The following is a 21,870-nucleotide window of genomic DNA, read 5'->3' as shown; positions in this document are numbered from 1 at the left end:
AGGATAAAGTATGCAAAGCAATGTCATCGATGCCGTTAACCTGGGGGCATCCGCCGCTCAAATGAATTTTTCCGTGTGGGCGCTGTTCATGCGCGCCGACTGGCTGGTCAAGACGGTGCTTTTCCTGTTGTTGCTGGCTTCCGTGTGGTCGTGGGCGATTATTTTCGAAAAAGTGATGGGACTGCGTAAGTTGAACCGTTTGGCGGCGGCGTTCGAGCAGCGCTTCTGGTCGGGTCAACCGCTCGATTCACTATACGATAAGGTCGGCGCGCATCCCGAGGACCCGATGTCGGCGGTTTTTTCCTCGGGCATGCGTGAATGGCGCCGCGCCCTGGAAAAGGGCAAGGGCGATGCGCGGCTCAGCGCCTCGTTGTCCGAACGCATCGATCGGGTGATGCAAATCACGGTATCGCGGGAAATGAGCCGGATCGAGCGTTACATGACGTTCCTCGCCTCGACCGGATCGACGGCCCCGTTCGTCGGCCTGTTCGGCACTGTTTGGGGGATTATGAACAGCTTCCAGTCGATTGCGTTGACCAAGAACACCTCGTTGGCGGTGGTCGCGCCGGGCATCGCCGAAGCGCTGTTCGCGACCGCCTTGGGCTTGTTGGCGGCGATTCCGGCGGTGCTGGCGTACAACAAGTTGTCCAGCGATCTTGACCGTTACGGCGCCCGGCTCGATGGCTTCGCGGTGGAATTCGGGGCGATTTTATCGCGCCAGATGGAAGAAAAGGCGTAACCCATGGCCGCCATGGTAAATATTAGGGGGCGGCATGGGGGATCGCGACGCGCCCGCCGCCGCCCGATGAGCGAAATTAACGTGACCCCGATGGTCGATGTGATGCTGGTGCTTTTGGTCGTCTTCATGGTGACGGCGCCGCTGTTGACGGTGGGGGTGCAGGTCGAGTTGCCGAAGACGAAGGCCTCGGTGATCAGCGGTCATGACGAGCCGCTGGCGGTCAGTATCGACAAAAAAGGCCGTATCTATGTACAGGATACCGAGGTCAAGTTGTCCACTCTGACGGCGCGTCTGATGGCGATCAGCCACAATAACCCCGGTGTGCGCATCTTCGTGCGCGGCGATGAGAACATCGATTACGGGCGGGTGATGACGGTGATCGGGGTGCTGAACGGCGCCGGGTTTCAAAAAGTCGCCCTGATTACCCGGCAGGTTCATCCGTCCGCTCCGACCCCCTCGAAAACGCCCGGGCGGTAGGTGGGGGACGCGGTGTATAAGAATTTGGCGCTGTCGGTTGGAATACATACCCTGGTGCTTGCGCTGGCCTATTTTGGCCTGCCGATGCTGCACCGTCCGGTTCAGAACGTCGATGTGCCGGTTTTTGTCGATGTCCTGACCGTCGCCGACAAGACCAATGTCGGCGCTACCCGTCCGAAACCCGAGAAGGCCGATGTCAAGCCCGTCAAAAAGACCGAAGCCGTTAAAAAAACGCCGCCGCCGAAAGTGAAACCCAAGGCCTCCCCACCGCCGAAGCCAAAACCGAAACCCAAGGCGTCCCCGCCGCCCAAGCCCAAGGCGTCCCCGCCGCCCAAGCCCAAGGCGCCTCCGGTTCCCAAGGCGCCCAAGGCGGTGGCCGCCCCGCCCAGCGTGACCCAGGTCAAGGCGAAGAAGCAGGACAAGCCAAAACCGAAACCGAAACCAGAGCCAAAGCCAAAGCCAAAGCCAAAAAAGAAGCCGGCGCCCGATCCCTTCGCGTCGGTGCTCCATACGGTCGAAAAGCTGAACGCGCCGCCGCCGCCCAAGGTGGAGAAAAAACAGGTTCAAAAGAGCGCGCCGGCCAAGACATCGTTCGCGGACAAGATCGCCAAGGTATTACAAAAGGCGACGCCCGATTACATGGCGTCGCAGCCGTTGACGATCAGCGAGAAAGATTTAGTGCGCCGCCAGATTGCTCAATGCTGGAATCCGCCCGCCGGGGCGAAAAACGCGCAGGACATGATCATCACCATAGCGATGGCGATGAATCCCGACGGCACGGTGCGCGAAGCGCGCCTGGAGGGCGCGGGCCAAATGCGCTCGGACCCGTTTTATCGCGCCATGGCCGAAAGCGCGTTGCGGGCGGTTTTGAACCCGCGTTGTTCGCCCTTCAAGTTGCCGCCGGAAAAATATGCGACCTGGCAAAAAATGACGTTGACGTTTAACCCCAAGGAGATGTTCGGCTTATGACACGCCCTAGAGTTTTTGCTGTTCCGGCTTTCCTGTTGTTCCTGGTGGTGGCGTTGGGCATGATCGGGCCCACGCCCGAGGCCCGCGCCGAACTGCGCATCGACATCACCCGAGGGACCGTCGCCCCGATGCCGATCGCGGTGACGCGGTTTTATGGGGATAACGCGTACGAGCAAAATTACGGGCGTGATATCGCCTCGGTCATTGCCGCCGATCTGGAACGTTCGGGCTTGTTCGCACCGATCGATTCGAAGGCGTTTATTCAGGCCGACACCTCGCTGAACGTCTTGCCGCGCTTTGGCGACTGGCGCATCATCAACGCCCAGGCGCTGGTCCAAGGACGGGTGATCCAAACCAACGACGGTCGCCTGCGGGTCGAGTTTCGCCTGTGGGATGTTTTCGCCGAACGGCAGATGGCCGGGGTCGCCTATTACACGGTGCCGTCCAATTGGCGGCGGGTCGGGCACATCATCGCCGACGCCATCTACGAGCGGATCACCGGTGAAAGCGGCTACTTCGACACACGGATCGTCTACGTCGCCGAATCGGGGCCAAAGAATCACCGCATAAAACGGTTGGCGATCATGGATCAAGACGGCGCCAATAACCGCTTCTTGACCGATGGCTCATCGTTGGTGTTGACGCCACGCTTCTCGCCGACGCTTCAGGAAATCACCTACCTGTCCTATTTCAAGAACACGCCCCGGGTTTACATTTTCAATATTGACAGCGGCCGTCAGGAGCGGCTCGGCGATTTTCCCGGGATGACTTTCGCGCCGCGGTTTTCGCCCGATGGCCGCAAGGTGATTATGAGTATGGCCAAGGACGGCAACTCGGAAATCTATATAATGGACCTGGCGACCCGGGAAGTGCGCCGTCTGACCCATAACTCGGCGATCGACACCTCGCCCAGCATGTCGCCCGACGGCAAGAAAGTCGCCTTTAACTCGGATCGTGGCGGTTCTCAGCAACTTTACGTCATGGATTCGGATGGGAGCAACGTCAAACGGATTAGTTTCGGTAAAGGGCGTTACGCCACCCCGGTGTGGTCGCCGCGTGGTGATTTGATCGCCTTTACCAAGATGGCGAACCATAAGTTCTATATCGGCGTGATGCATCCGGACGGTAGTGGCGAACGTCTGCTGGCCGAAGGTTTTTTGGTTGAATCGCCGACCTGGGCGCCCAACGGGCGGGTTTTGATGTTCTACCGTCAGACCCCCAGCGACGACAAGGGGCGGGGGGGAACCTCTCGTCTTTACACCATAGACCTGACTGGGGCGAACGAACGTGAGGTCATTACGCCGACGGATGCGTCCGATCCTGCGTGGTCCCCCTTGATTCCCTGAAATATTAGCCCTATAGTCGCAGCGTAAAGGCCTTTATTATCCGAACATTAGGCAAAGAAATATTGAGGCGAGTTATCTTTGCGTTTGGTCACAAAAGGGTCAAACGAAATGGTTAGTTTCGTGTTTCCAGAGGGCTAGAGTCGTTTTGTGTCGCACTCGGCGGACGGCTGTTGAAAATTGAACGCTCCAGAAGGTCAGGAGATATAGATGCGTTTTAAAGTTTTAAGCATGATTGCGGTTGTGTCCCTCGTTGCCGCGTGCAGCACCACCCCGACAGAAACCGGTTCCACCGCCGGGACCGGGGGGGCAAGCGCGCCGATGACGACGACAGCACCCTCGGCGCCCTCCGGGGCCGTGGTTTCGGGGCCCGCTGCGGGCACTCAGGAAGACTTGGTGGTCAATGTCGGCGATCGGGTTCATTTCGGGTTTGACAAATACAACCTCACGTCCGAAGCGCGTTACGTCCTGCAAAAGCAGGCGGCTTGGCTGAAAGCCAACCCAAGCGTTCGGGTGACGATCGAGGGGCATACCGATGAACGGGGAACCCGCGAATACAACCTCGCCCTCGGCGAGCGCCGCGCCAACGCGGTGCGCGACTATCTTGTCTCTCAGGGGATTTCTCCCGATCGCATGGATGTTGTCTCCTACGGCAAGGAACGTCCGGTGGCCTTGGGTTCCAACGAGCAGGCCTGGGCGCAAAATCGCCGTGCCGTGACGGTCGTAAAGTGATTCGCGCATAGAGGCTTCGCGCGCCCCGCGTATTGCGCGCACGCAAGGTTAAAAAGCGCCTGTCCTTCCGGTTTTTCCGTGAAGGTCGGGCGCTTTTGCGTCTACGCCACACTTTCGCCCTAAAAAATGCGTCTGATGTCGGCGTGCCTCTGCGCTCTGATCGGCGCGCGCCGCGTGGCGTATGCGACGGTGTGGAAATTCGGCGCGGCGGGCCGTATGATTTGGTGTGATTTGGGTGGCCGTCCGAGGTTTGCTATACGCGGGGATCGGTGTGTCCGGTCGAGATCGGCGTGTGCAGGACAGATGTCGCGCGCCGAAAAATCCGAAAACGCCGAGGATTATTGAAGATATTGGGGATGAACATATGAATAGAAAGTTGGCGCGTGTCCTCACGGTGGCGGTCGTCGCGATGAGCATACGACTGGTCGGCGCCCCCACTCCGGCGTGGGCGCAAAGTTCCGATGGAACGCCCCCCGACGGAACCACCATCGAACAGCTGGTCCATCGGATCGACCGTTTGCAGCGGGATATTCGCACCTTGCATATGCAATTGGCGACGGGCCGCACGGATGCCCCGACTTCGTTGCCCTCCCCGGCGACGTCCTCGGCGGGTGCGCCAACGTCCCCGTCCGGCGCCACGCCTCCAGGCGTGGGGGCGGACAATTACACCCTAGATCGCTTCGATGAACGCATTTCCGCCCTTGAGGGCGAAATGCGCCAACAAACCGGGGCGAACGAAACGCTATCGTACAAGGTCGATAAATTGACCCAGCGCCTCGATAAATTGGTCGCCGATGTCGATTTTCGCTTAAGCAGCCTTGAAGGACGGGTCGCGGGGAGCGCCACGTCGGCGCAGCCGCTTACCCAGGGGGCGCCCGCGCCGGGAGAGGTTGTGCGCGGTGAAGCGATGCCGTCCGTGGGTGCGCCCGCGCACCCCCTGGGGACGATCACGCAATCGGAATTGGACAAACAGGCGGAATTGGATAAACAGGCGGAATTGAGCAAAAGTGCGCAGCAGGGAAACCGCAGCCAGACCGGGGCGGCGACCTCGCCGACGTCCGTTTCCGAACAAGCCGCGACCTCCGAGTCGGTGTTGCCGCCGGGAGACGCCAAAAGCCAATATAAATATGTTTTCGGATTGTTGAGCGACGGCAAATACGATACGGCGGAAACCGCCCTGAAGGCGTTCATTGACCGCAATGGGAAAGATCCCCTGGTCGATAATGCCCGCTACTGGCTGGGGGAGACGTACTACGTGCGGGCGCAGTACGTTCCTGCGGCGAAGGCCTTTCTCGAAGCCTATCAGAAAGCGCCCAAGGGACCGAAAGCGCCCGACAGCCTGCTAAAGCTAGGCATGTCCCTGGGCAACCTGGGCAAGAAGACGGAAGCCTGCGCCGCCTTTTCCAAAGTGAAAAGTGCGTATCCCAAGATGCGTGCGCCGATCGCAACGACGCTAAAGCGCGAGGAGGCGCATTACGGGTGCTCGAAGTAATCGAAGCCGCGTCTCCGCCCTCCGATCTTGGCGGTCGCTGCGACGGATGGGTTCTTGGGGTGTGACGTTTGTACGCGACGAGAGGCGGACATGACGTTGAACGGGGACGATCGAATGGACGCTGGAGACGTGCGATTCGAACGTCCGCCCGCGTTGGAGCAGACGTGGACGGGCGCTCTCGATGACCGATTGTTCGCGCGTCTGATGGCGCGTCTCGAACTTCCCGACGTGCGCCGTGGCGGTTTGGCGGTGGCGGTTTCCGGTGGGGCCGATAGCATGGCCTTGACGTGTCTCGTCGCCGACTGGTGCGCTCGGCGGGACGTTGCGATGACCGCCCTTGGAGTGGATCATGCCCTGCGTGAAAATTCGGCGCGGGAAGCCGCTCGGGTTGCGTGCTGGCTGGCGGCCCGCGGGGTCGCCCATGTCACGTTGCGTTGGCGCGGCGTCAAGCCCCGCACAGCCATTCAAGAAGCCGCCCGAACCGCCCGCTACGCCTTGTTGACCGACTGGTGTCGCGACAACGGGGTGACGACGGTGTTGTTGGCGCATCATGAGGATGATCAGGCGGAAACCGCGCTGATGCGTCTGGCGCGTGGCGGAGAGATCGAAACTTTGGCCGCCATGCGTTCGACACTGGTGCGCGATGGAATCGTTCTTGCGCGGCCTTTGTTGGAAATTTCGCCATCTTCCTTGCGGGCGACGTTGCGCGCGAAAGGGCAATCGTGGATCGAGGACCCGTCGAACCGAGACCGGCGCTATGAGCGCGTTCGGGTGCGCCAGGCGTTGGCGCGTCCGGGTGGGGCGGCGCTCAAGGATGGCGCGCTCGGCGTCTGCCGCAAGGCGGGCGTTTTGCGCGAATTGATCGAAGCGCTGGCGTATTCTTGGATTGACCGCCATGTCCGCTTTTTCGAGGCCGGTTATGCCCAAATCGAACTTTCACCTTTGCGCGCCGCCCATCGCGCCTTGGCGCGGCGCGTTCTGGCGTGGGTCTTGGCGCGGGTCGGGGGGCGAAACTACGCCGCTCGGCGCGACGGCTTGGACGCCTTGTTGGGCGCGCTCGTCCCGGTCGGGGGCGGGGACGGGGACGGGGACGGGGACGGGGACGGGGACGGGGACGGGGACGGGGACAAGACCTTTGCCGGTCGCACCTTGGCGGGATGCCGTCTCCTTGTTCAGGCTCCGGGAACGGGGTCTGAAGCCGACCCGGGGACACTTTTGGTGGCGCGCGAAATTCGCGGCGTATCGGCGCTGCCATTGACGCCGGGACGTCATACGTTCGACCATCGTTTCGAGGTCGATGTGCGGGCGGATGCGCCCGTGGGGCGTTATCTCGACGCGCTGGACAGTGCGGGGTGGCGGGAACTGGCGGTGCGTGCGCCGGGCTTGAAAAGCCATCCGATTCCCCTTATCGCGCGGATGTCCTTGCCCGCCGTCAAGGATGATTTGGGCGTGGTGGCGGTGCCTCATTTGGGCTACCGGCGGGATTGGGGGCTTGCGCGTTTGCCCGTTTTGCGCCACGTTGCCGGAAACACCGTAAGGCTGGCGCACGAGGTCTTCGCGTAAGCGTTGGTCATGGAATATAGTGGAAGATAAAAGAGTTTGCCCTTGCGTGGCGGTGAAGCGGGATTATCTCAGAAAGGTTCCGTGGTATGCTACGGAGTGTGATGCGGATGCTCGTTGATCGGGCGGGGCGCGGCGAAAACGGTCGCGTTTGAATTTAAAGTTTAATGAAGGGATACGCCGGTGAACTTCAGCAGGAACATGGCGCTCTGGGTTATTATCGCGCTTTTGGTCTTCGCCCTGTTTAACCTGTTTCAGGGGACGACGCAGAAAAGTGCGCAGAGCACGATTTCCTATTCTGCGTTCTTGTCGTCCGTTGACGCCAAGGAAGTCAGCAGCGTGACCCTTAAAGGGGCGGCCTCGGGCTATGATATCTTAGGCACGCGCCGCGATGGCGGGACGTTCTCCACCTTCGCGCCGACCGACCCCAACCTGATATCCAAGCTGACGGCGCAAAATGTGCATATCACGGCGGTGCCGTCGGACGCCGGATCGCCGACCCTGATGGGGATCTTGATTTCCTGGTTCCCGATGTTGTTGTTGATCGGGGTGTGGATTTACCTGATGCGCCAAATGCAGGGCGGGGCGGGCGGCAAGGCGATGGGGTTCGGCAAATCCAAGGCCAAGCTTCTGACGGAACGCCAGGGCCGGGTCACTTTTCAGGATGTCGCGGGTATCGATGAAGCCAAGCAAGAGTTGGAAGAAATCGTCGAATTCCTCAAAGATCCTCAGAAATTTCAGCGCCTGGGTGGAAAAATTCCCAAGGGGTGCCTTCTGGTCGGTCCTCCGGGAACCGGCAAGACCCTTCTTGCGCGCGCCATCGCCGGCGAGGCGAATGTGCCGTTCTTCACCATTTCCGGCTCGGACTTCGTCGAAATGTTCGTCGGCGTCGGCGCGTCGCGGGTGCGCGATATGTTCGAACAGGGCAAGAAAAACGCGCCCTGCATCATTTTCATCGATGAAATCGACGCCGTCGGTCGCCATCGCGGCGCCGGCCTGGGCGGAGGCAACGACGAACGCGAACAGACCCTCAACCAGTTGCTGGTCGAAATGGATGGCTTCGAATCCAACGAGGGCGTGATCTTGATCGCGGCGACCAACCGGCCCGACGTTCTCGACCCGGCCTTGCTGCGCCCGGGGCGTTTCGACCGCCAGGTTACGGTGCCCAATCCGGATATCTTGGGACGTGAGAAGATTCTCAAGGTGCATATGAAAAAAGTGCCACTGGCCCCCGATGTCGAAGCACGGGTTATCGCGCGGGGAACGCCGGGGTTTTCCGGCGCCGATCTCGCTAATCTGGTTAACGAGGCGGCCCTGATCGCCGCCCGCGCCAGTAAAAGGTACGTCACCATGGCCGATTTCGAATTCGCCAAGGATAAGGTTATGATGGGGGCGGAACGACGCTCCATGGTGATGACCGACGAGGAAAAGAAACTGACCGCCTATCACGAGGCCGGTCACGCCTTGGTCGGTATTTACACGCCCAAATCGGACCCCTTGCACAAGGTGACGATTATCCCGCGCGGCCGCGCCCTCGGCGTGACGATGAACCTGCCCGAGCGGGATCAATACACGTTCTCGCGGGTACAGTTGCAGTCCCGCCTGGCGATGATGTTTGGTGGACGGGTCGCCGAGGAATTGATCTTCGGGAAGGAAAATATCACCACGGGCGCGGGCAACGATATCCAGCAAGCGACCAATATCGCCCGTCGGATGGTTACCGAATACGGATTTTCCGATAAGTTGGGGCCGTTGCGTTACAATGAGAACGACGAGGAAATTTTCCTCGGCCATTCGGTTACCCAACACAAAAATATTTCCGATGCGACGGCGAGCCTGATCGATAGCGAGGTGCGCGGGTTGATCGATACCGCCGAAACCACGGCGCGCTCTATTCTGACCGAGCACGACGACGATCTGGATGTCGTGGCGCAGGCGCTGCTTGAATACGAGACCCTTTCGGGAGATGAGGTTCGGGCGCTTCTACGTGGAGAGACCCTGCACCGTCCCGAAGATGACGACGCCGCCAGCGAGGGTGGGCGTAAATCGTCGGTGCCGAGCAGCGGCGCGCGCAAGGGACCCAAGTCTCCGCCCAAGGACGAAGGCGCGGAGGGACTGGGCGCCCATCCCCAGCCGGAGGGATGATATCCGACGCCTCGGGCGTTCTTTTTCGAAAAAATCTCGCCTTGTGCGGGATTTTTTTTGGGGCCATTGTGTGCGCATGACACATAATGTACACGATACGTTCGCGGGTTTGACGCTACGCCGCCCTTTGCTGATGGGGATCGTGAACGTCACGCCGGACAGTTTTTCCGACGGCGGCGAGGCGTTCGACCGCGCCGCCGCTATCGCTCGAGGGCGGGCGCTTACCGCTCAGGGCGCGGACATTATCGACATCGGCGGCGAATCGACCCGTCCCGGCGCGCAGCCCGTCACCATTGATGAGGAATGCGCCCGCGTCGTCCCGGTAATCGAAACCCTAAGCGCCGAGGGAATCGTCGTTTCCGTCGATACCCGCCATAGCTTGGTGATGGCCGAGGCGGCGCGCGCCGGGGCGCGGATCATTAACGACGTTTCGGGACTCGAGGGCGATGGCGACGCCCTTCGCGTCGCCGCCCAAAGCGGGACCGATATCGTTCTCATGCACATGCGCGGCGAGCCGGGAACGATGCAAAAAGCCCCACATTACGTCGATGTTTGCGCCGAAGTGCTCGGCTACCTCGAAGCACGTGTCGCGGCTTGCGTCGCCGCTGGAATCGCACGGGAAAAAATAGCGCTTGATCCGGGAATAGGTTTCGGCAAAACCGATGCCCATAACCTGACCTTGATCGCGGGACTCGAACGTTTTTCGGCGCTTGGTCTGCCTATTCTCCTGGGGGTGTCGCGCAAAAGTTTCATCGGGCGCATCGCCGGGGTGGACGATCCCAAGGCGCGCCTCGGCGGGTCGCTGGCGGCGGCCTTGTTCGGGATCGCCCGAGGGGCGGCTATCGTGCGCGTTCACGACGTCGCGCAGACGCGCCAGGCGGTCGATATCTGGTGCGCGCTCGCGGAGTCATCGTCATAAACGGAAACAATTTTTTACGCCGCATTAAGGCGATCCGGGGTATGTAACGAAAGCTTCGGATTTGGACCCCGGGGCGACGCGTGATGGTATGGAAAAAACAATGAAACTTTTCGGCACCGACGGCATTCGCGCCACCGCCAATACCCCGCCGATGACGGCGGACATGGCGCTGCGCGTCGGCCAGGCCGCCGCCCTGCATTTCAACCGCGGCGATCACCGTCACCGGGTGGTGATCGGCAAGGATACCCGACTTTCCGGCTATATGATCGAACAGGCCCTGAGCGCCGGATTCCTGTCGATGGGGATGGATGTATTTCTGGTCGGCCCGATGCCGACCCCGGCCGTCGCCATGCTGACCCGTTCGATGCGCGCCGATATCGGGGTGATGATCTCGGCGTCGCACAACCCCTATGCGGATAACGGGATCAAGCTGTTCGGACCCGACGGGCATAAACTGTCCGACGCGGTGGAGCACGAAATCGAAGCGCGCGTGCAGGGCGATATGGATACGGGGCTCGCCGCGCCGGCGCACTTGGGGCGCGCGAAACGGGTCGAGGACGCCCAGGGACGTTATATCGAATTCGTCAAGCAGACCTTCCCCCGCGGCGCCTCGCTGGAAGGTTTGAAGGTGGTGCTCGATTGCGCCCACGGCGCGGCCTACAAGGTCGCCCCCGAGGTTCTGTGGGAACTGGGCGCCGAGGTCGTGGTGATCGGGGCGTCGCCCGACGGCTTCAACATCAACGCCGGGTGCGGTTCGACCCATCCCGAGGCGCTTTGCCGTCGGGTGTGCGAAGAAGGCGCGGATGTCGGGATTACCTTGGATGGCGACGCCGACCGCATCTTGGTGTCCGACGAAAAGGGAAAACTTGTCGATGGCGACCAATTAATGGCGCTGATCGCCGGACGGTGGGCGGATATCGGGGCGCTGAAGGGCGGCGGCTTGGTCGCCACCGTGATGTCCAACATGGGGCTGGAACATTACCTGCGTGGGCGCGGCCTGACCCTGGAACGCACCCCGGTGGGCGACCGATATGTTGTCGAGCGGATGCGTGGCGGCGGCTTCAATGTCGGCGGCGAGCAGTCGGGCCATATCGTGTTGTCCGATTTCGGTACTACCGGTGACGGTCTTGTCGCGGCGCTGCAAATTTTGGCCATTTTAGGCGCGCAGGACAAATCGGCGAGCGACCTTTTTCGGATTTTCGATCCGCTGCCCCAGCATCTTCGCAATGTGCGATTTTCCAATGGGAAACCCCTCGACGCCCCGGCGGTTAGAGGGGCCATCGCCGACGGCGAAAAACGTCTGGGCGGTCGTGGACGATTGTTGATCCGAAAATCGGGCACCGAGCCTCTGATCCGGGTGATGGCGGAAGGCGAGGACGAACACGTGATCCGTGGAATCATCGACACCATCGCGCAGGCGATTGAACGTGCCCAGAGTTAGGGGCGATCGCGGCGAGGACGCCATGACGCGGACGCAAGGCCGGGTGCTGATTATCGCGGGCTCCGATTCGGGGGGCGGCGCGGGGGTTCAGGGCGACATCAAAACGGTGACCTGCCTGGGTGGCTATGCGATGACCGCGATCAGCGCCCTGACGGCGCAAAACACCCGGGGGGTGCGCGCGATTTTTGATATCCCCGCCGCGTTTGTCGGCGAACAGATGCGCGCCTGCCTGGAAGACATCGGGGCCGACGCCGTCAAGATCGGCATGCTCCACAAAAAAGAAACCATCGATGTCGTCTGTGATATTCTTGCCGAGACGTGCCCGCGAACGCCGCTCGTCGTCGATCCGGTGATGGTGGCCAAGGGCGGGCAGTCGTTGCTCGACCCCGAGGCGTTGGCGACGCTGAAAAGCCGCCTGCTGCCCAGGGCCACGGTGTTGACCCCAAACATCCCGGAGGCCGAAGCGTTAAGCGGTATCGCCATTGGCGGCGACAGCGATCTCGCCGCCGCCGCCCTGATCCTGGAAAAGCAGGGCGCAAAGGCGGTTCTTATAAAAGGGGGGCACCGCGACGTCGATCCGGTGGTGGATGTTTTGTGGTCGGGCGGACGGGTGGCGGCCACGTTTAGTGGTGCGCGAATCGATACCCCCCATACCCACGGCACCGGTTGCGCCCTAGCCTCGGCGATCGCCTGTTCGCTGGCCCAGGGCATGACCCTTGAGGATGCCGCGGAGCGGGCGCACGCCTACGTGCGCGGGGCGATCGAAAGTGCGCCGGGATTGGGTCGCGGCCACGGCCCCTTGAACCACGGCCACCCCTGCGCCCCCTTCGACGCCTAACTTCCAAGGTTGTTAAGGGCTCAAGGCCTGCTGGTCGCCTGGAACTGAAATACGGTTCATATATGATCCTCCATACGGCGCGCCCGATAGGAGAGGGCGTGAAGGCGATGCGGTTCATCGGCGAGCGTCCTTGACGCAGCGGGCGCGCCGTATGGGGGACCCGCTTTGCCTCTATGATCGTTTGGGCGCACGGAAAAAAGGCTTCGGACGTCGTCATGGCCCGCTTATGATGTTCCCGCATTATGGCGCGGACCCTTCCTAGCCGAAGCCTTTTTCCGTGCGTCATATGTGCACCGTATTTCAGTTCCAGGTGACCAGCGTGAGGCCCCTCACATCATGGCGAAATTTATCGCACTCGGGTTTTCGATGGCGTCGCGCACGATGTGCAGCCCCTCGACCATCCGCTCGATCGGCCCCGCCGCCCCCAGACAGAGGCGAATGGCGTTGGGCAACGGCCCCTTGCCGGCCATGAACGGCCCCGGCGGGGTGACCGAAACGCCGCGGTCGATGGCGGCGCTGACCACGGCGTCGGGACGCAGGCCGTCGGGCAGGGTGAGCCAGACGTGCATCGCCTCGGGTTGGGTGGTCAGGTCGAATCCTCCGAGAAGATCGTGGGCGATGACGACCCGCTTGCGGGCGTCTTCGCCGTGCCAATGAATGAGGTCGGCGGCGATACCGCTTTGGATCCAGCGCGTCAGCACCTCGCCCATTAGGGGCGGGATCATCCATCCGGTGGCCTGAATGCCCAGGCCGATCGCGTGCTTGTGCTTTTTCGGCGGCACCATGACGCCGACGCGCAGGCCGGGGGCGATGCTTTTTGTCGCACTGGTGACGTAGCATACTTGATCGGGGGCGATGACCGCCAGCGGCGGCGGCGTTTCGCTGGGTTGGAAGCCGTAGACGTCGTCCTCGATGATGATCACGCCGTGACGCCTTGCGACGGCGATGATGTCTTCACGGCGTTGGCGGCTCATCGTCGCGGTGGTCGGGTTATGATGGGTCGGCAGGGTGTAGACGGCCTTCGCTCGGCTTGTTCGGCAGGCGGCGTCGAAGGCGTCGGGTATCAAACCCTCCGCGTCGATTTCGACGCCAAGAAGCTTGATGCCTAAACTGTGGGCGAGGCCGACCAGCCCCGGATAGGTCAAGCGCTCGGTGAGCAAGACATCTCCCCGCCCCAGCAGGGCGATGGCCGCCCCGGCCATGCTGTGTTGCGCGCCGTTGGTAAGAATAACCGCCGCGCCGTGCACGGCGAAGCCCAAGCGGGCGAGCAGGGCGGCGGCGGCGTCGCGGTGGTGAGGCATGCCGTTGGCGGGCTGATACTCGGTCAGGTATTTAATGTTCGGCGAGTCCGCGATGTCGCGCAAGGTGTCGGCCAGCATGTCGCCTTCGGGGCCGATCGCGGGGCGGTTCATCGACAGGTTGATAACCCCCGACGGTTCCGGGCTGCGCACGTCGTAGACCGACAACGGTCGCTGCATTTCCAGGACGTAGGTTCCGCGTCCGACTTCGCCGCCGATAAGATTATGGCGCTGCGCCTCGCCATAGGCGCGGGTCACGGTGCCGACCGTAACCCCCAAACGGAACGCCAGTTCCCGATGGGTCGGCATGCGGGCGCCCGGCGGCAACTTGCCGGCGCGGACATCGTCTTCCAGCGCCTGGGCGATGGCCAGGTACTTGGGGCCGTCATAGGATGAAAGGTCTGGGATCCATATTGTCATAATGACAATGTAATCATTGACCCCATACAAATGTCAACAATAATGGAAATTGTATCGAAGATAAAAATAACGGAATCGCCGCGAAAGGATTCGATGTGCCGTGTCGGATGGGTGAGATATCGAAATTTGACGAAGCCGGACGCGGTCTTGCCATCGATGGCGTTCGATATTCGCACGCGCCCGTGAACCGTTTCGCCGGGGGGGTATGATTATGCCCGCCTCTTCTTCATTCGGGGGGCGTCGCGTCGCGGGCGCGCCGATAAAAAACCTATTCCCGGCTTACGCCGCCGGGGCCACGGTCGTCGTGATTTGGGGGGCGACGCCGGCGGCGACGCGTTTGGCGGTCGATGCGGTTGACCCTGTTTTCGTCGCCCTGGCGCGGACTTTTTTGGCGGCGGCGTTGGTCGCGCCGTTTTTGTTATGGCGTCGGCGCGCGCGTCCTCGAACGGGAGGGCAGTGGATATCGGTGATGACGGCCGGGGTGGCCGGTTTTATCGTATTTCCCCTGGCGTTCAGCATCGGGGTCAAGGCGACTTCACCCACTCACGCGGCTTTGATTAACGCGGTTATTCCCGTGTTTTCGGGTTTTTTCGGCGTTTTGTTCGAGCGGCGCCGTCCCGGCGGGCGTTGGTTTTTGGGTATGGCGATCGCGGTGCTGGGGGTCGTTTTTTTGATTGTTCTACGCTCTAGGGGCGTCGGGGAAGCGACGGTGCGTGGTGATTTATTGTGCCTGCTTTCCTCGGCGATGGCGGGGTTGGGCTATGTTGTCGGGAGCCGCGCGAGCCGCACCTTGGGAAGCGTCGTCGTGACATTTTGGGCGATCGCGATTGCTGCGGCCCTTCTGCTGTCGGCGACCTTCTTGATGCCGTTTGGGGCATTGTCCATATCCCCGGTCATGGCGCGGGATGTGGGGGCGATTGCCTGGGGCGCGATCTTTTATCTCGGGTTCGGGGCGACGGTCGTCGCCTATGTCTTGTGGAATTGGGCGCTCGCCGAGGCCGGGGTAACGCGCATCGCGCCCCTGCAATTCGCGATGCCATTGGTCAGCTTGAGCCTAGCGGTGGTTCTTTTTCATCAACATTTCTCGGTTCCCCTGGCGTTGTCGGTCGGCGCCGTGCTTCTGGGCATTTTTCTTTCGCGCAGGGGCTAAGCGGAACCGGACGCCTAAAAAACGAAAGAAAGGACGGATTTGTGAGCACTTTTGATTTGAATTTGGACGCCATTGAAAAGGCCGGAGCGGACATCTATCGCCACATGTCGCCGACGGCGCAGTATCGATGGCCCTTGCTATCGCGGCGTTGCGGTTGTGACGTTTGGGTTAAACACGAAAACCACACGCCGGTCGGCGCGTTCAAGGTGCGCGGCGGTTTGGCCTATATGGCCGAGCTGGCCCGTCGCCAACCCAATTTGCCGGGCGTGGTCTCGGCGACCCGGGGCAATCACGGCCAATCGCTGGCTTTTGCGTCGGCCAAGGTCGGCAAGAACGCCACCATCGTCGTTCCCCATGGGAACGATTCGGAAAAAAATGCCGCGATGCGCGCCTTGGGCGCGGAGTTGATCGAACACGGCGCGGATTTTCAAGAAGCGCTCGAATTCGCCGGGACGTTGGCCGAACGGCGGGGACTGTATCCGATCGGCCCGTTTGAGGAGCAGCTTATCCGCGGCGTGGCGACATACGCGCTCGAATTCTTCGGGGCGGTTTCGGACCTCGATACCGTGTATGTTCCGATCGGCATGGGATCGGGGATCTGCGGGCTGATTGCGGTGCGCGATGCGTTGGGGCTGAAGACCGAAATTGTCGGCGTCGTCAGCGAACAGGCCCCGGCCTATGCGCTGTCCTTCGAGGCCGGGCGTGCGATTCCCGGGGCCGAGACCGTGGAAACGATCGCCGACGGCGTCGCCTGCCGGGTCCCCAATCCGGATGCGGTGGCGATGATAGTCAAGGGGGCGGCGCGGGTGATCCGGGTCGGCGACGACGCCATCCGCGCGGCCATGGCGGCCTATTTCAGCGATACCCACAACGTCGCCGAGGGGGCGGGGGCGATCCCCCTGGCGGGCCTGATGGTCGAGAAGGAAAAAATGGCGGGGCGCAAGGTGGGCCTGATTCTCAGCGGCGCGAATGTGAGCCGGAAAACGTTCGCTGACGTGCTATCATCCGTGGCCTAGACGCCAACCCTTCACGGACCTCAAGGAGTGAACATGACCGAAACGCTCTTTCGTGACGACGCTTATCTCGGTCGGGCGACGGCCAAGGTCGTGCGCGCCGATGCCGGAGGTATCGTTCTGCAACGGACGATTTTCTACCCTGCGGGCGGCGGTCAGCCGGGCGACCGGGGGACCTTGACCTGGGGTGGGGAGACGATCGAGATCGTCGATACTCTCAAGGACAAGGAGACGGGCGATATTATCCACGTCCCGGCCTCCGGCGCCGCGCTTCCCGAAAACGACCGGGAGGTGCGGTTGGATTTGGATTGGCCGCGCCGTTACGCCCACATGCGCATGCACACCTGCTTGCATCTGCTGTGCGCCGTCGTCGATGGCGCCGTCACCGGCGGGCAGATTTCCACCGAAAAGGGCCGCCTCGACTTCAACTTGGCGCAAAGCCCGGATAAGGAGGCCCTGAACGTCGCCCTCAATCGTCTGATCGCGGATAATTTGCCGGTGACGTCACGCTGGATCGAAGACGCCGAGCTTGCCGCCAACCCGGACATGGTGCGCACGCTGTCGGTCAAACCGCCGATGGGAACGGGGCGAGTGCGCGTGATCGACATCGCGGGGGCCGACAGTCAGCCCTGCGGCGGCACCCATGTGCGCGCCACCGGGGAAATCGGTCCGGTGCGCATCGGCAAGATCGAAAATAAGGGCAAGCAAAACCGCCGCATCAACATCCTGTTCGAGGGGTGAGACGATGGCTATCGTTTATGCGCTCGAAAACGATCTTTGCGCCGCCGACTTTCTCGCGGTGCTCGACGGCTCGGGCCTGGCCGAGCGTCGCCCCGTCGGCGATCTCGAACGGATCGCCAAGATGCTGAAACACGCCGATTTGATCGTCACCGCGCGGGACGAGGCGGGCGGGATCGTCGGCGTCGCCCGCTCGGTCACCGATTTCAGTTTTTGTTGCTATCTGTCCGACTTGGCGGTGGATAAGGCTTTTCAGGGCCAGGGGATCGGCGCCCGCTTGATCAAGCGCACCCGGGCCGAGGCGGGCCGGGAGACCACGCTGGTGCTGCTCTCCGCGCCCCAGGCCATGACCTATTATCCCAAGGTCGGACTCGACGTTTTCGACAACTGCTTCGGGCTCAAACGTCCATGGACGGAGGATTGATTATGGACCAGGGTCTTCCCCTGTATCAGGTTGACGCCTTTACCGACGCGGTGTTTTCCGGCAACCCGGCGGCGGTCTGTCCGCTCGCTTCGTGGTTGGACGACGCGTTGATGCAAAAGATCGCGGCGGAAAACAATCTGTCGGAAACGGCTTTTTTCGTTCCCCAACCGGAAGGCGGCGATACCGATTTCGCCTTGCGCTGGTTTACGCCCAAAACCGAGGTCGATTTGTGCGGCCACGCCACCTTGGCCACGGGATGGACGGTGTTCAACGAACTGAGGTTCGCCGGCGACGTGGTGCGTTTTTCCAGCAAAAGCGGGATATTGGCCGTTCGCCGTGCGGAGGCGGGACTTGAGTTGGATTTTCCCGCCCGCCCGGGTGAACGGAAAACACCGCCCGCGGGACTGAAAAAGGCCATCGGCGCGGATGTCGAGGCGTTCTACGCCGCCGACAAACCGATGGCGGTGCTGGCGAGCGCCGATATGGTGCGTTCGCTCGTTCCCGATTCCGAGGCCATCGTCGCGCTGGGCGGCGACGGCCTGATTGTCACTGCGCCGGGTGACGATTGCGATTTCGTGTCGCGCTACTTCGCCCCCCATCATGGTATTCCCGAAGATCCCGTGACCGGGTCGGCTCATTGCGTTCTGACGCCCTATTGGGCCGCGCGGCTGAACAAAGACACGTTGTTCGCCCGCCAGGTTTCCGCGCGGGGTGGGGTTTTGCGTTGCCGCCTGGGCGGGGATAGGGTTTTTATCTCCGGCGCGGCGGTTCTATATATGCGCGGGCGTATTTTTCCCTAAGGCCGGGACCTTGCCGCGCCGTTCCGGGCATGACCATAAAAGGGGGCGGGAAGGAAGCACAGGAAAGAACATGCGCAAGGGTGCGCGCATTGTCGCCCTTACCCCCCTACAAAACGGAGGAGCCATGGTCTATATACTGAGTATGCCGTGACTCCGAGGCCCGTGGGGGGCCACGTTTTGGAATAAGGATTACGCCCGATGATGCTCAGAACTACGTCGTTTTTGATTTTCGCCGTCATAGCGTTGTCCGCCGTTTCGCCACGCCCCGCAATGGCCCAATTGCCGGGTGAAAACAATCACATACAGATGAAATTCATCATGGCTCCGGTAAAGGATTACAAGGGGCGCTCGCGGGGACCGATGCCGGTGACCCCGGTAATGACCGTGCCGCGCGCCGACGATGCCGCGATTGTTTGCCAAAGCGCGCCGCGCATCAATGACGCGATTATTGGCGTCTTTTTTTCCCACCCTTTGATTTTACAAAGAGACGGACATCTCCAACTCGATGGCGCCGGCCCCAAACTTGTCGGGCCGATCAATCGCGCCTTGGGTAAAGCCATGGTGAGCGAAGTGTTTTTGATTCAGGGTGGAAAAAAGCTGGGTAAGGGGGTGATGGCGAGTCTGCCTTTCGCAACCACACAGGGCTGCGGTCGCGTCCTCGACGAGTATGAAGCGCGGATGAAAAAGCTCAAAGGCGAGTAGGGCGGGGTGCGCCGCCCATTGGTCCGCCGACGTCGGGTCGGGTGCATGAATTGTTTTCAAAAAGTTGGGATATTTTTGTAATTCAGGTACTATCCCTGGTGTCGTGCGGGGGACGAAGGCCGTTTCGCGCGCTTGGGAATCTGATAGAGATTGCATGATGATCGAAAGGGGTCAACGGTGACGGGGCATCGAATTCGGCTGTTGGCGGTCGCGGCCACGCTTTTGGTCTTGGGCGGCTGTAGCGCGCTTCAGGATGGGGAAATTCTAAAGCCGGAGTTTTGGGCGTCCAGCCCTCTGAAAGACAATACCGAGGCCGAATTGGGGCTCGGTGAAATGGCCAAGGGCGACAATGTCAAGGCGATGACGCACTTCCAGAAGGCCTTGAAAGCCAATCCCAACGATGTTGATGCGTTGCTCGGTTTTGGCTTGTTGTACAAGAACACGGGCCAGAAAACCAAGGCCCGGCAGATGTTTGAGGCCGTCTTGGCTTTGCGCCCGGACGACAATAAGCAAATGTTGGTTTGGGCGGATAGACAGCCGCAACCCATATCGAAAATTGCAAGCGTCAACTTGGGTCTGCTCGATGGCGCGCCGCCACCGGAAGCGCACGCCGTATCCGGCGACGGAAGTGGGACCGACGGCGAGGCTATGGCGTCGAAACCGCCCGTTCAATCCGCTATGGGGACGATGTCGGACTCTTCGAGTCAGCCTTTCGTCGAAGCGGATAGCAATGTGGAGCGCCGATTTAAAATTTTACGCGACCTTCTCGATCAAGGTTTGATCACCAAGGACGAGTTCATCGCCCGTCGCCAAGCCAACGTGGGGGCGTTGTTGCCGCTAACGTCGCCGCCGCCCGCGGCGGGCTTGGATCGCCCGGTGCCCTCCGCCGAACAGATATCGGGGCGTCTGCGGGCGATTGGACGGGCGCTTGAGATGCGCGCCATGAGCGTGGCTCAGCATACCGCGGAACGGACCATGATCCTGGACGCCCTGATGCCCGCCACTCCGGTAGCCATCGCCAATCCCGGAGAGCCGCCGCAGGGTCTGATGCAGGCCGCCGATGCCGTGCGCCGCTTGGAAAAGCTCAAGGAAGAACACCTGATTACCTCCGACGAATACACCAAGGAACGCGCCGCGATCGAACGGGCGATGCAACCCGCGCCGATGAAACCCACGACAAGTAAGGCTCCGTCGGCGCAAAATGGCGGAGAACCGGCCGCGCTGAAGGGGTTTCGTCCGGGTGTTCACCTCGCCTCGTATCGTTCGAAACGGGCCGCCGATATCGGCTGGCGAAAGCTCCTCAAAAGCGACGCCCGCCTGCTCAGGGGCTTGTCACACCATGTCGAGCGTGTCGATTTGGGCGGGCGCAAAGGGATCTACTATCGCCTCAAGGCGGGGCCGCTTAAAAATAACGACGCGGCGAAGGCTCTTTGCCGCAAGTTCAAGGCGCGCCGCCAGTACTGCGTCCCGACGATGATCAATTTTGGATAAATGCTCCGGTTTGGTCTCGTTCTCGGTGCCGTGTCGGCCTTCCTGAGGGCGGATTTTTCGTTGTGGCGCGGACGATAGTTGAACGCCTCGGTAGATATATTGGCCGGCGATCGGCAGTCGCGGTGCGAGGGGAGGTATTCCGCCATGCCCTTACATCAAAATCATCCCTTTGCGCGTGAGAAATATTATGGAATAGCGCTTAATATCGGGAGAATCTCTGATGAAGAAAATTGTATTTTTAGCCTTAATTTTAGCCTGCTATCCAACATTATCCTTCTCTCAGTCTTTCTTTGAAAATGACGCAAAAAACCAAAACAACACAAAAAATCAAGACGACGCAAAAAGCCGTTTAGCCGCCGCGAATCGTTACGCGGACACAATGGATTTCAACAAAATGATGGCCAACATGACAGCGCAAATGGCCACGAAAATGCCCGAAAACAAGCGCGCTTCATTTGTTCGGGAAATGAGTTCTCTCGACTGGTCGTGGATGCGCAAATTGATGGTCACGTCGATGGTTCAGGTGTTCTCAACAAAAGAACTCAATACCCTTGCGGATTTCTATGGAAGCCCGACCGGACGGGAAATTACGCGGAAACTTCCCGCCTATATGGCGTCTTTTTTATCCGTCGCAGAACGGCAGATCACGCAGGAGATGGCCGCGAGCAAGAACCGGTAAAAAAACCGACATCGACTTGCGCACGGCGCCGAAGGCGCGCCCCGCCCTTTTCCCGCACCCACCGCGCAACCGTCAACTGGTGGCGCCGATGCCCACCCCCGTCATCATCACCGTGGCCGCGCGAAAGGCGGAAGCGCCCATGATGGTCTCGGGAGTGGGGCGTCCGGGGCGCTATATCGCTACAAATGAAGCGCCATCACTAAATTTTAGTTCGTTTGTATCATGGCAGATGCATCAAAAGAGCGGATGCGACAAAAAACAAAAAAACGGGCGCGGTCTTCTCGGCGGCTTGATAGGTACGCTCGCCCACGGTCGATTCTTGGGCCGATTCTTGGGTCGATGCTTGTTTCTCAGCGCGTTGGCGCGCCGCGCTCGGCTCCTTCGTGAGGAGAAACCGTGAGGATGATGTTGGACCCACGCAAGCTGGCGTCCGATATTTGAACGGATAAGACCCGCTGGCCACGTTGCGAGGTCAAAATGCTGACATTCCCACGCACCGA

The 21,870-nt window shown here is 61.0% G+C and carries 21 protein-coding genes (1 of these 21 cut by a window edge); 19 read left to right on the top strand and 2 right to left on the bottom strand.

All coding sequences use genetic code 11. The annotated features are described in order from the left end of the window. The first annotated feature begins 10 nt into the window (after window positions 1-10). From tolQ to thiD, 11 genes are all read left to right on the top strand, one after another. Window positions 11-739, top strand: coding sequence for a protein TolQ (tolQ, locus tag P3M64_RS05350; RefSeq protein ID WP_132938866.1), 729 nt, complete (start codon window positions 11-13; stop codon window positions 737-739). A 3-nt stretch (window positions 740-742) separates the two neighbouring features. Then, complete coding sequence (gene tolR, locus P3M64_RS05345) at window positions 743-1,216, top strand: protein TolR (protein ID WP_132938867.1); 474 nt, start codon at window positions 743-745, stop codon at window positions 1,214-1,216. Between the two features lie 12 nt (window positions 1,217-1,228). After that, window positions 1,229-2,185: a hypothetical protein gene (locus P3M64_RS05340; protein ID WP_132938868.1), complete on the top strand. Its 957-nt coding sequence runs from the start codon at window positions 1,229-1,231 to the stop codon at window positions 2,183-2,185. Window positions 2,186-2,244: 59 nt separating this feature from the next. Beyond that, window positions 2,245-3,531, top strand: coding sequence for a Tol-Pal system beta propeller repeat protein TolB (gene tolB, locus P3M64_RS05335; protein WP_243644763.1), 1,287 nt, complete (start codon window positions 2,245-2,247; stop codon window positions 3,529-3,531). Between the two features lie 207 nt (window positions 3,532-3,738). After that, window positions 3,739-4,260, top strand: coding sequence for a peptidoglycan-associated lipoprotein Pal (gene pal / locus P3M64_RS05330; RefSeq protein ID WP_132938870.1), 522 nt, complete (start codon window positions 3,739-3,741; stop codon window positions 4,258-4,260). A 364-nt stretch (window positions 4,261-4,624) separates the two neighbouring features. After that, on the top strand, window positions 4,625-5,752 hold the full coding sequence (gene ybgF, locus P3M64_RS05325; protein WP_132938871.1) for a tol-pal system protein YbgF: 1,128 nt from the start codon (window positions 4,625-4,627) through the stop codon (window positions 5,750-5,752). Window positions 5,753-5,842: 90 nt separating this feature from the next. Further along, on the top strand, window positions 5,843-7,315 hold the full coding sequence (gene tilS / locus P3M64_RS05320) for a tRNA lysidine(34) synthetase TilS (protein ID WP_132938872.1): 1,473 nt from the start codon (window positions 5,843-5,845) through the stop codon (window positions 7,313-7,315). Window positions 7,316-7,495: 180 nt separating this feature from the next. Then, window positions 7,496-9,457 carry an ATP-dependent zinc metalloprotease FtsH gene (gene ftsH, locus P3M64_RS05315; protein ID WP_165886291.1) on the top strand — a complete coding sequence of 654 codons (1,962 nt, stop codon included), beginning with the start codon at window positions 7,496-7,498 and terminating at the stop codon, window positions 9,455-9,457. Between the two features lie 76 nt (window positions 9,458-9,533). After that, window positions 9,534-10,376, top strand: coding sequence for a dihydropteroate synthase (gene folP, locus P3M64_RS05310; protein ID WP_165886270.1), 843 nt, complete (start codon window positions 9,534-9,536; stop codon window positions 10,374-10,376). Between the two features lie 100 nt (window positions 10,377-10,476). Continuing rightward, complete coding sequence (gene glmM, locus P3M64_RS05305) at window positions 10,477-11,817, top strand: phosphoglucosamine mutase (RefSeq protein ID WP_243644756.1); 1,341 nt, start codon at window positions 10,477-10,479, stop codon at window positions 11,815-11,817. Then, a complete protein-coding gene (gene thiD / locus P3M64_RS05300; protein WP_322111140.1) occupies window positions 11,804-12,655 on the top strand; it encodes a bifunctional hydroxymethylpyrimidine kinase/phosphomethylpyrimidine kinase in 852 nt (283 codons plus the stop codon). Before glmM ends, thiD begins: the two co-directional genes overlap by 14 nt. A gap of 329 nt (window positions 12,656-12,984) precedes the next feature. Here thiD and P3M64_RS05295 read toward each other — a convergent pair whose 3' ends face one another. Then, window positions 12,985-14,373 carry an aminotransferase-like domain-containing protein gene (locus P3M64_RS05295; RefSeq protein ID WP_132938875.1) on the bottom strand — a complete coding sequence of 463 codons (1,389 nt, stop codon included), beginning with the start codon at window positions 14,371-14,373 and terminating at the stop codon, window positions 12,985-12,987. A gap of 211 nt (window positions 14,374-14,584) precedes the next feature. On the opposite strand from P3M64_RS05295, the gene P3M64_RS05290 reads away from it, so the two are divergent. The 8 genes from P3M64_RS05290 (at window position 14,585) to P3M64_RS05255 (ending at window position 21,370) form a co-directional block, all read left to right on the top strand. Then, window positions 14,585-15,523, top strand: a complete 939-nt coding sequence (locus P3M64_RS05290) for a DMT family transporter (protein WP_165886292.1) — start codon at window positions 14,585-14,587, stop codon at window positions 15,521-15,523. Between the two features lie 41 nt (window positions 15,524-15,564). Continuing rightward, window positions 15,565-16,539, top strand: a complete 975-nt coding sequence (locus P3M64_RS05285) for a threonine dehydratase (RefSeq protein ID WP_243644757.1) — start codon at window positions 15,565-15,567, stop codon at window positions 16,537-16,539. A 33-nt stretch (window positions 16,540-16,572) separates the two neighbouring features. After that, window positions 16,573-17,277 (top strand): alanyl-tRNA editing protein, encoded by a 705-nt coding sequence (locus P3M64_RS05280; RefSeq protein ID WP_132938877.1) that lies wholly within the window; start codon window positions 16,573-16,575, stop codon window positions 17,275-17,277. Between the two features lie 4 nt (window positions 17,278-17,281). Beyond that, window positions 17,282-17,698: a GNAT family N-acetyltransferase gene (locus P3M64_RS05275; protein WP_132938878.1), complete on the top strand. Its 417-nt coding sequence runs from the start codon at window positions 17,282-17,284 to the stop codon at window positions 17,696-17,698. A 2-nt stretch (window positions 17,699-17,700) separates the two neighbouring features. Further along, the gene (locus P3M64_RS05270; RefSeq protein ID WP_132938879.1) at window positions 17,701-18,498 is read left to right on the top strand and encodes a PhzF family phenazine biosynthesis protein; all 798 of its coding nucleotides are present in this window, start codon (window positions 17,701-17,703) and stop codon (window positions 18,496-18,498) included. A 198-nt stretch (window positions 18,499-18,696) separates the two neighbouring features. Beyond that, window positions 18,697-19,200 (top strand): hypothetical protein, encoded by a 504-nt coding sequence (locus tag P3M64_RS05265; protein ID WP_132938880.1) that lies wholly within the window; start codon window positions 18,697-18,699, stop codon window positions 19,198-19,200. 177 nt (window positions 19,201-19,377) lie between these two features. After that, complete coding sequence (locus P3M64_RS05260) at window positions 19,378-20,691, top strand: tetratricopeptide repeat protein (protein WP_132938881.1); 1,314 nt, start codon at window positions 19,378-19,380, stop codon at window positions 20,689-20,691. A 220-nt stretch (window positions 20,692-20,911) separates the two neighbouring features. After that, window positions 20,912-21,370 (top strand): DUF2059 domain-containing protein, encoded by a 459-nt coding sequence (locus P3M64_RS05255; protein ID WP_132938882.1) that lies wholly within the window; start codon window positions 20,912-20,914, stop codon window positions 21,368-21,370. A gap of 350 nt (window positions 21,371-21,720) precedes the next feature. Here the strand turns inward: P3M64_RS05255 and P3M64_RS05250 are convergent, their stop codons facing one another. Then, window positions 21,721-21,870 carry the 3' portion of a hypothetical protein gene (locus P3M64_RS05250; RefSeq protein WP_132938883.1) on the bottom strand. The gene runs 345 nt beyond the window's last position, so 150 of the gene's 495 nt are visible here — the last part of the coding sequence; the start codon falls outside the window, past its right edge; its stop codon occupies window positions 21,721-21,723.

Origin of the sequence: Varunaivibrio sulfuroxidans (assembly GCF_029318635.1) — a bacterium.
Taxonomy (GTDB): domain Bacteria; phylum Pseudomonadota; class Alphaproteobacteria; order Rhodospirillales; family Magnetovibrionaceae; genus Varunaivibrio; species Varunaivibrio sulfuroxidans.
Note: the sequence above shows the minus strand (reverse complement) of the source record. Positions and strands in the feature narration are given on the sequence as shown.

Bases quoted from the DNA above. Each gene is read 5' to 3' on its own strand.
- P3M64_RS05280 (WP_132938877.1), top strand. From the start codon at position 16,573: ATGACCGAAACGCTCTTTCGTGACGACGCTTATCTCGGTCGGGCGACG.
- glmM (WP_243644756.1), top strand. From the start codon at position 10,477: ATGAAACTTTTCGGCACCGACGGCATTCGCGCCACCGCCAATACCCCG.
- pal (WP_132938870.1), top strand. From the start codon at position 3,739: ATGCGTTTTAAAGTTTTAAGCATGATTGCGGTTGTGTCCCTCGTTGCC.
- P3M64_RS05275 (WP_132938878.1), top strand. From the start codon at position 17,282: ATGGCTATCGTTTATGCGCTCGAAAACGATCTTTGCGCCGCCGACTTT.
- P3M64_RS05295 (WP_132938875.1), bottom strand. From the start codon at position 14,373: ATGACAATATGGATCCCAGACCTTTCATCCTATGACGGCCCCAAGTAC.
- P3M64_RS05265 (WP_132938880.1), top strand. From the start codon at position 18,697: ATGATGCTCAGAACTACGTCGTTTTTGATTTTCGCCGTCATAGCGTTG.
- P3M64_RS05255 (WP_132938882.1), top strand. From the start codon at position 20,912: ATGAAGAAAATTGTATTTTTAGCCTTAATTTTAGCCTGCTATCCAACA.
- P3M64_RS05270 (WP_132938879.1), top strand. From the start codon at position 17,701: ATGGACCAGGGTCTTCCCCTGTATCAGGTTGACGCCTTTACCGACGCG.
- tilS (WP_132938872.1), top strand. From the start codon at position 5,843: ATGACGTTGAACGGGGACGATCGAATGGACGCTGGAGACGTGCGATTC.
- ybgF (WP_132938871.1), top strand. From the start codon at position 4,625: ATGAATAGAAAGTTGGCGCGTGTCCTCACGGTGGCGGTCGTCGCGATG.
- tolB (WP_243644763.1), top strand. From the start codon at position 2,245: ATGATCGGGCCCACGCCCGAGGCCCGCGCCGAACTGCGCATCGACATC.
- tolQ (WP_132938866.1), top strand. From the start codon at position 11: ATGCAAAGCAATGTCATCGATGCCGTTAACCTGGGGGCATCCGCCGCT.
- tolR (WP_132938867.1), top strand. From the start codon at position 743: ATGGCCGCCATGGTAAATATTAGGGGGCGGCATGGGGGATCGCGACGC.
- P3M64_RS05290 (WP_165886292.1), top strand. From the start codon at position 14,585: ATGCCCGCCTCTTCTTCATTCGGGGGGCGTCGCGTCGCGGGCGCGCCG.
- folP (WP_165886270.1), top strand. From the start codon at position 9,534: ATGACACATAATGTACACGATACGTTCGCGGGTTTGACGCTACGCCGC.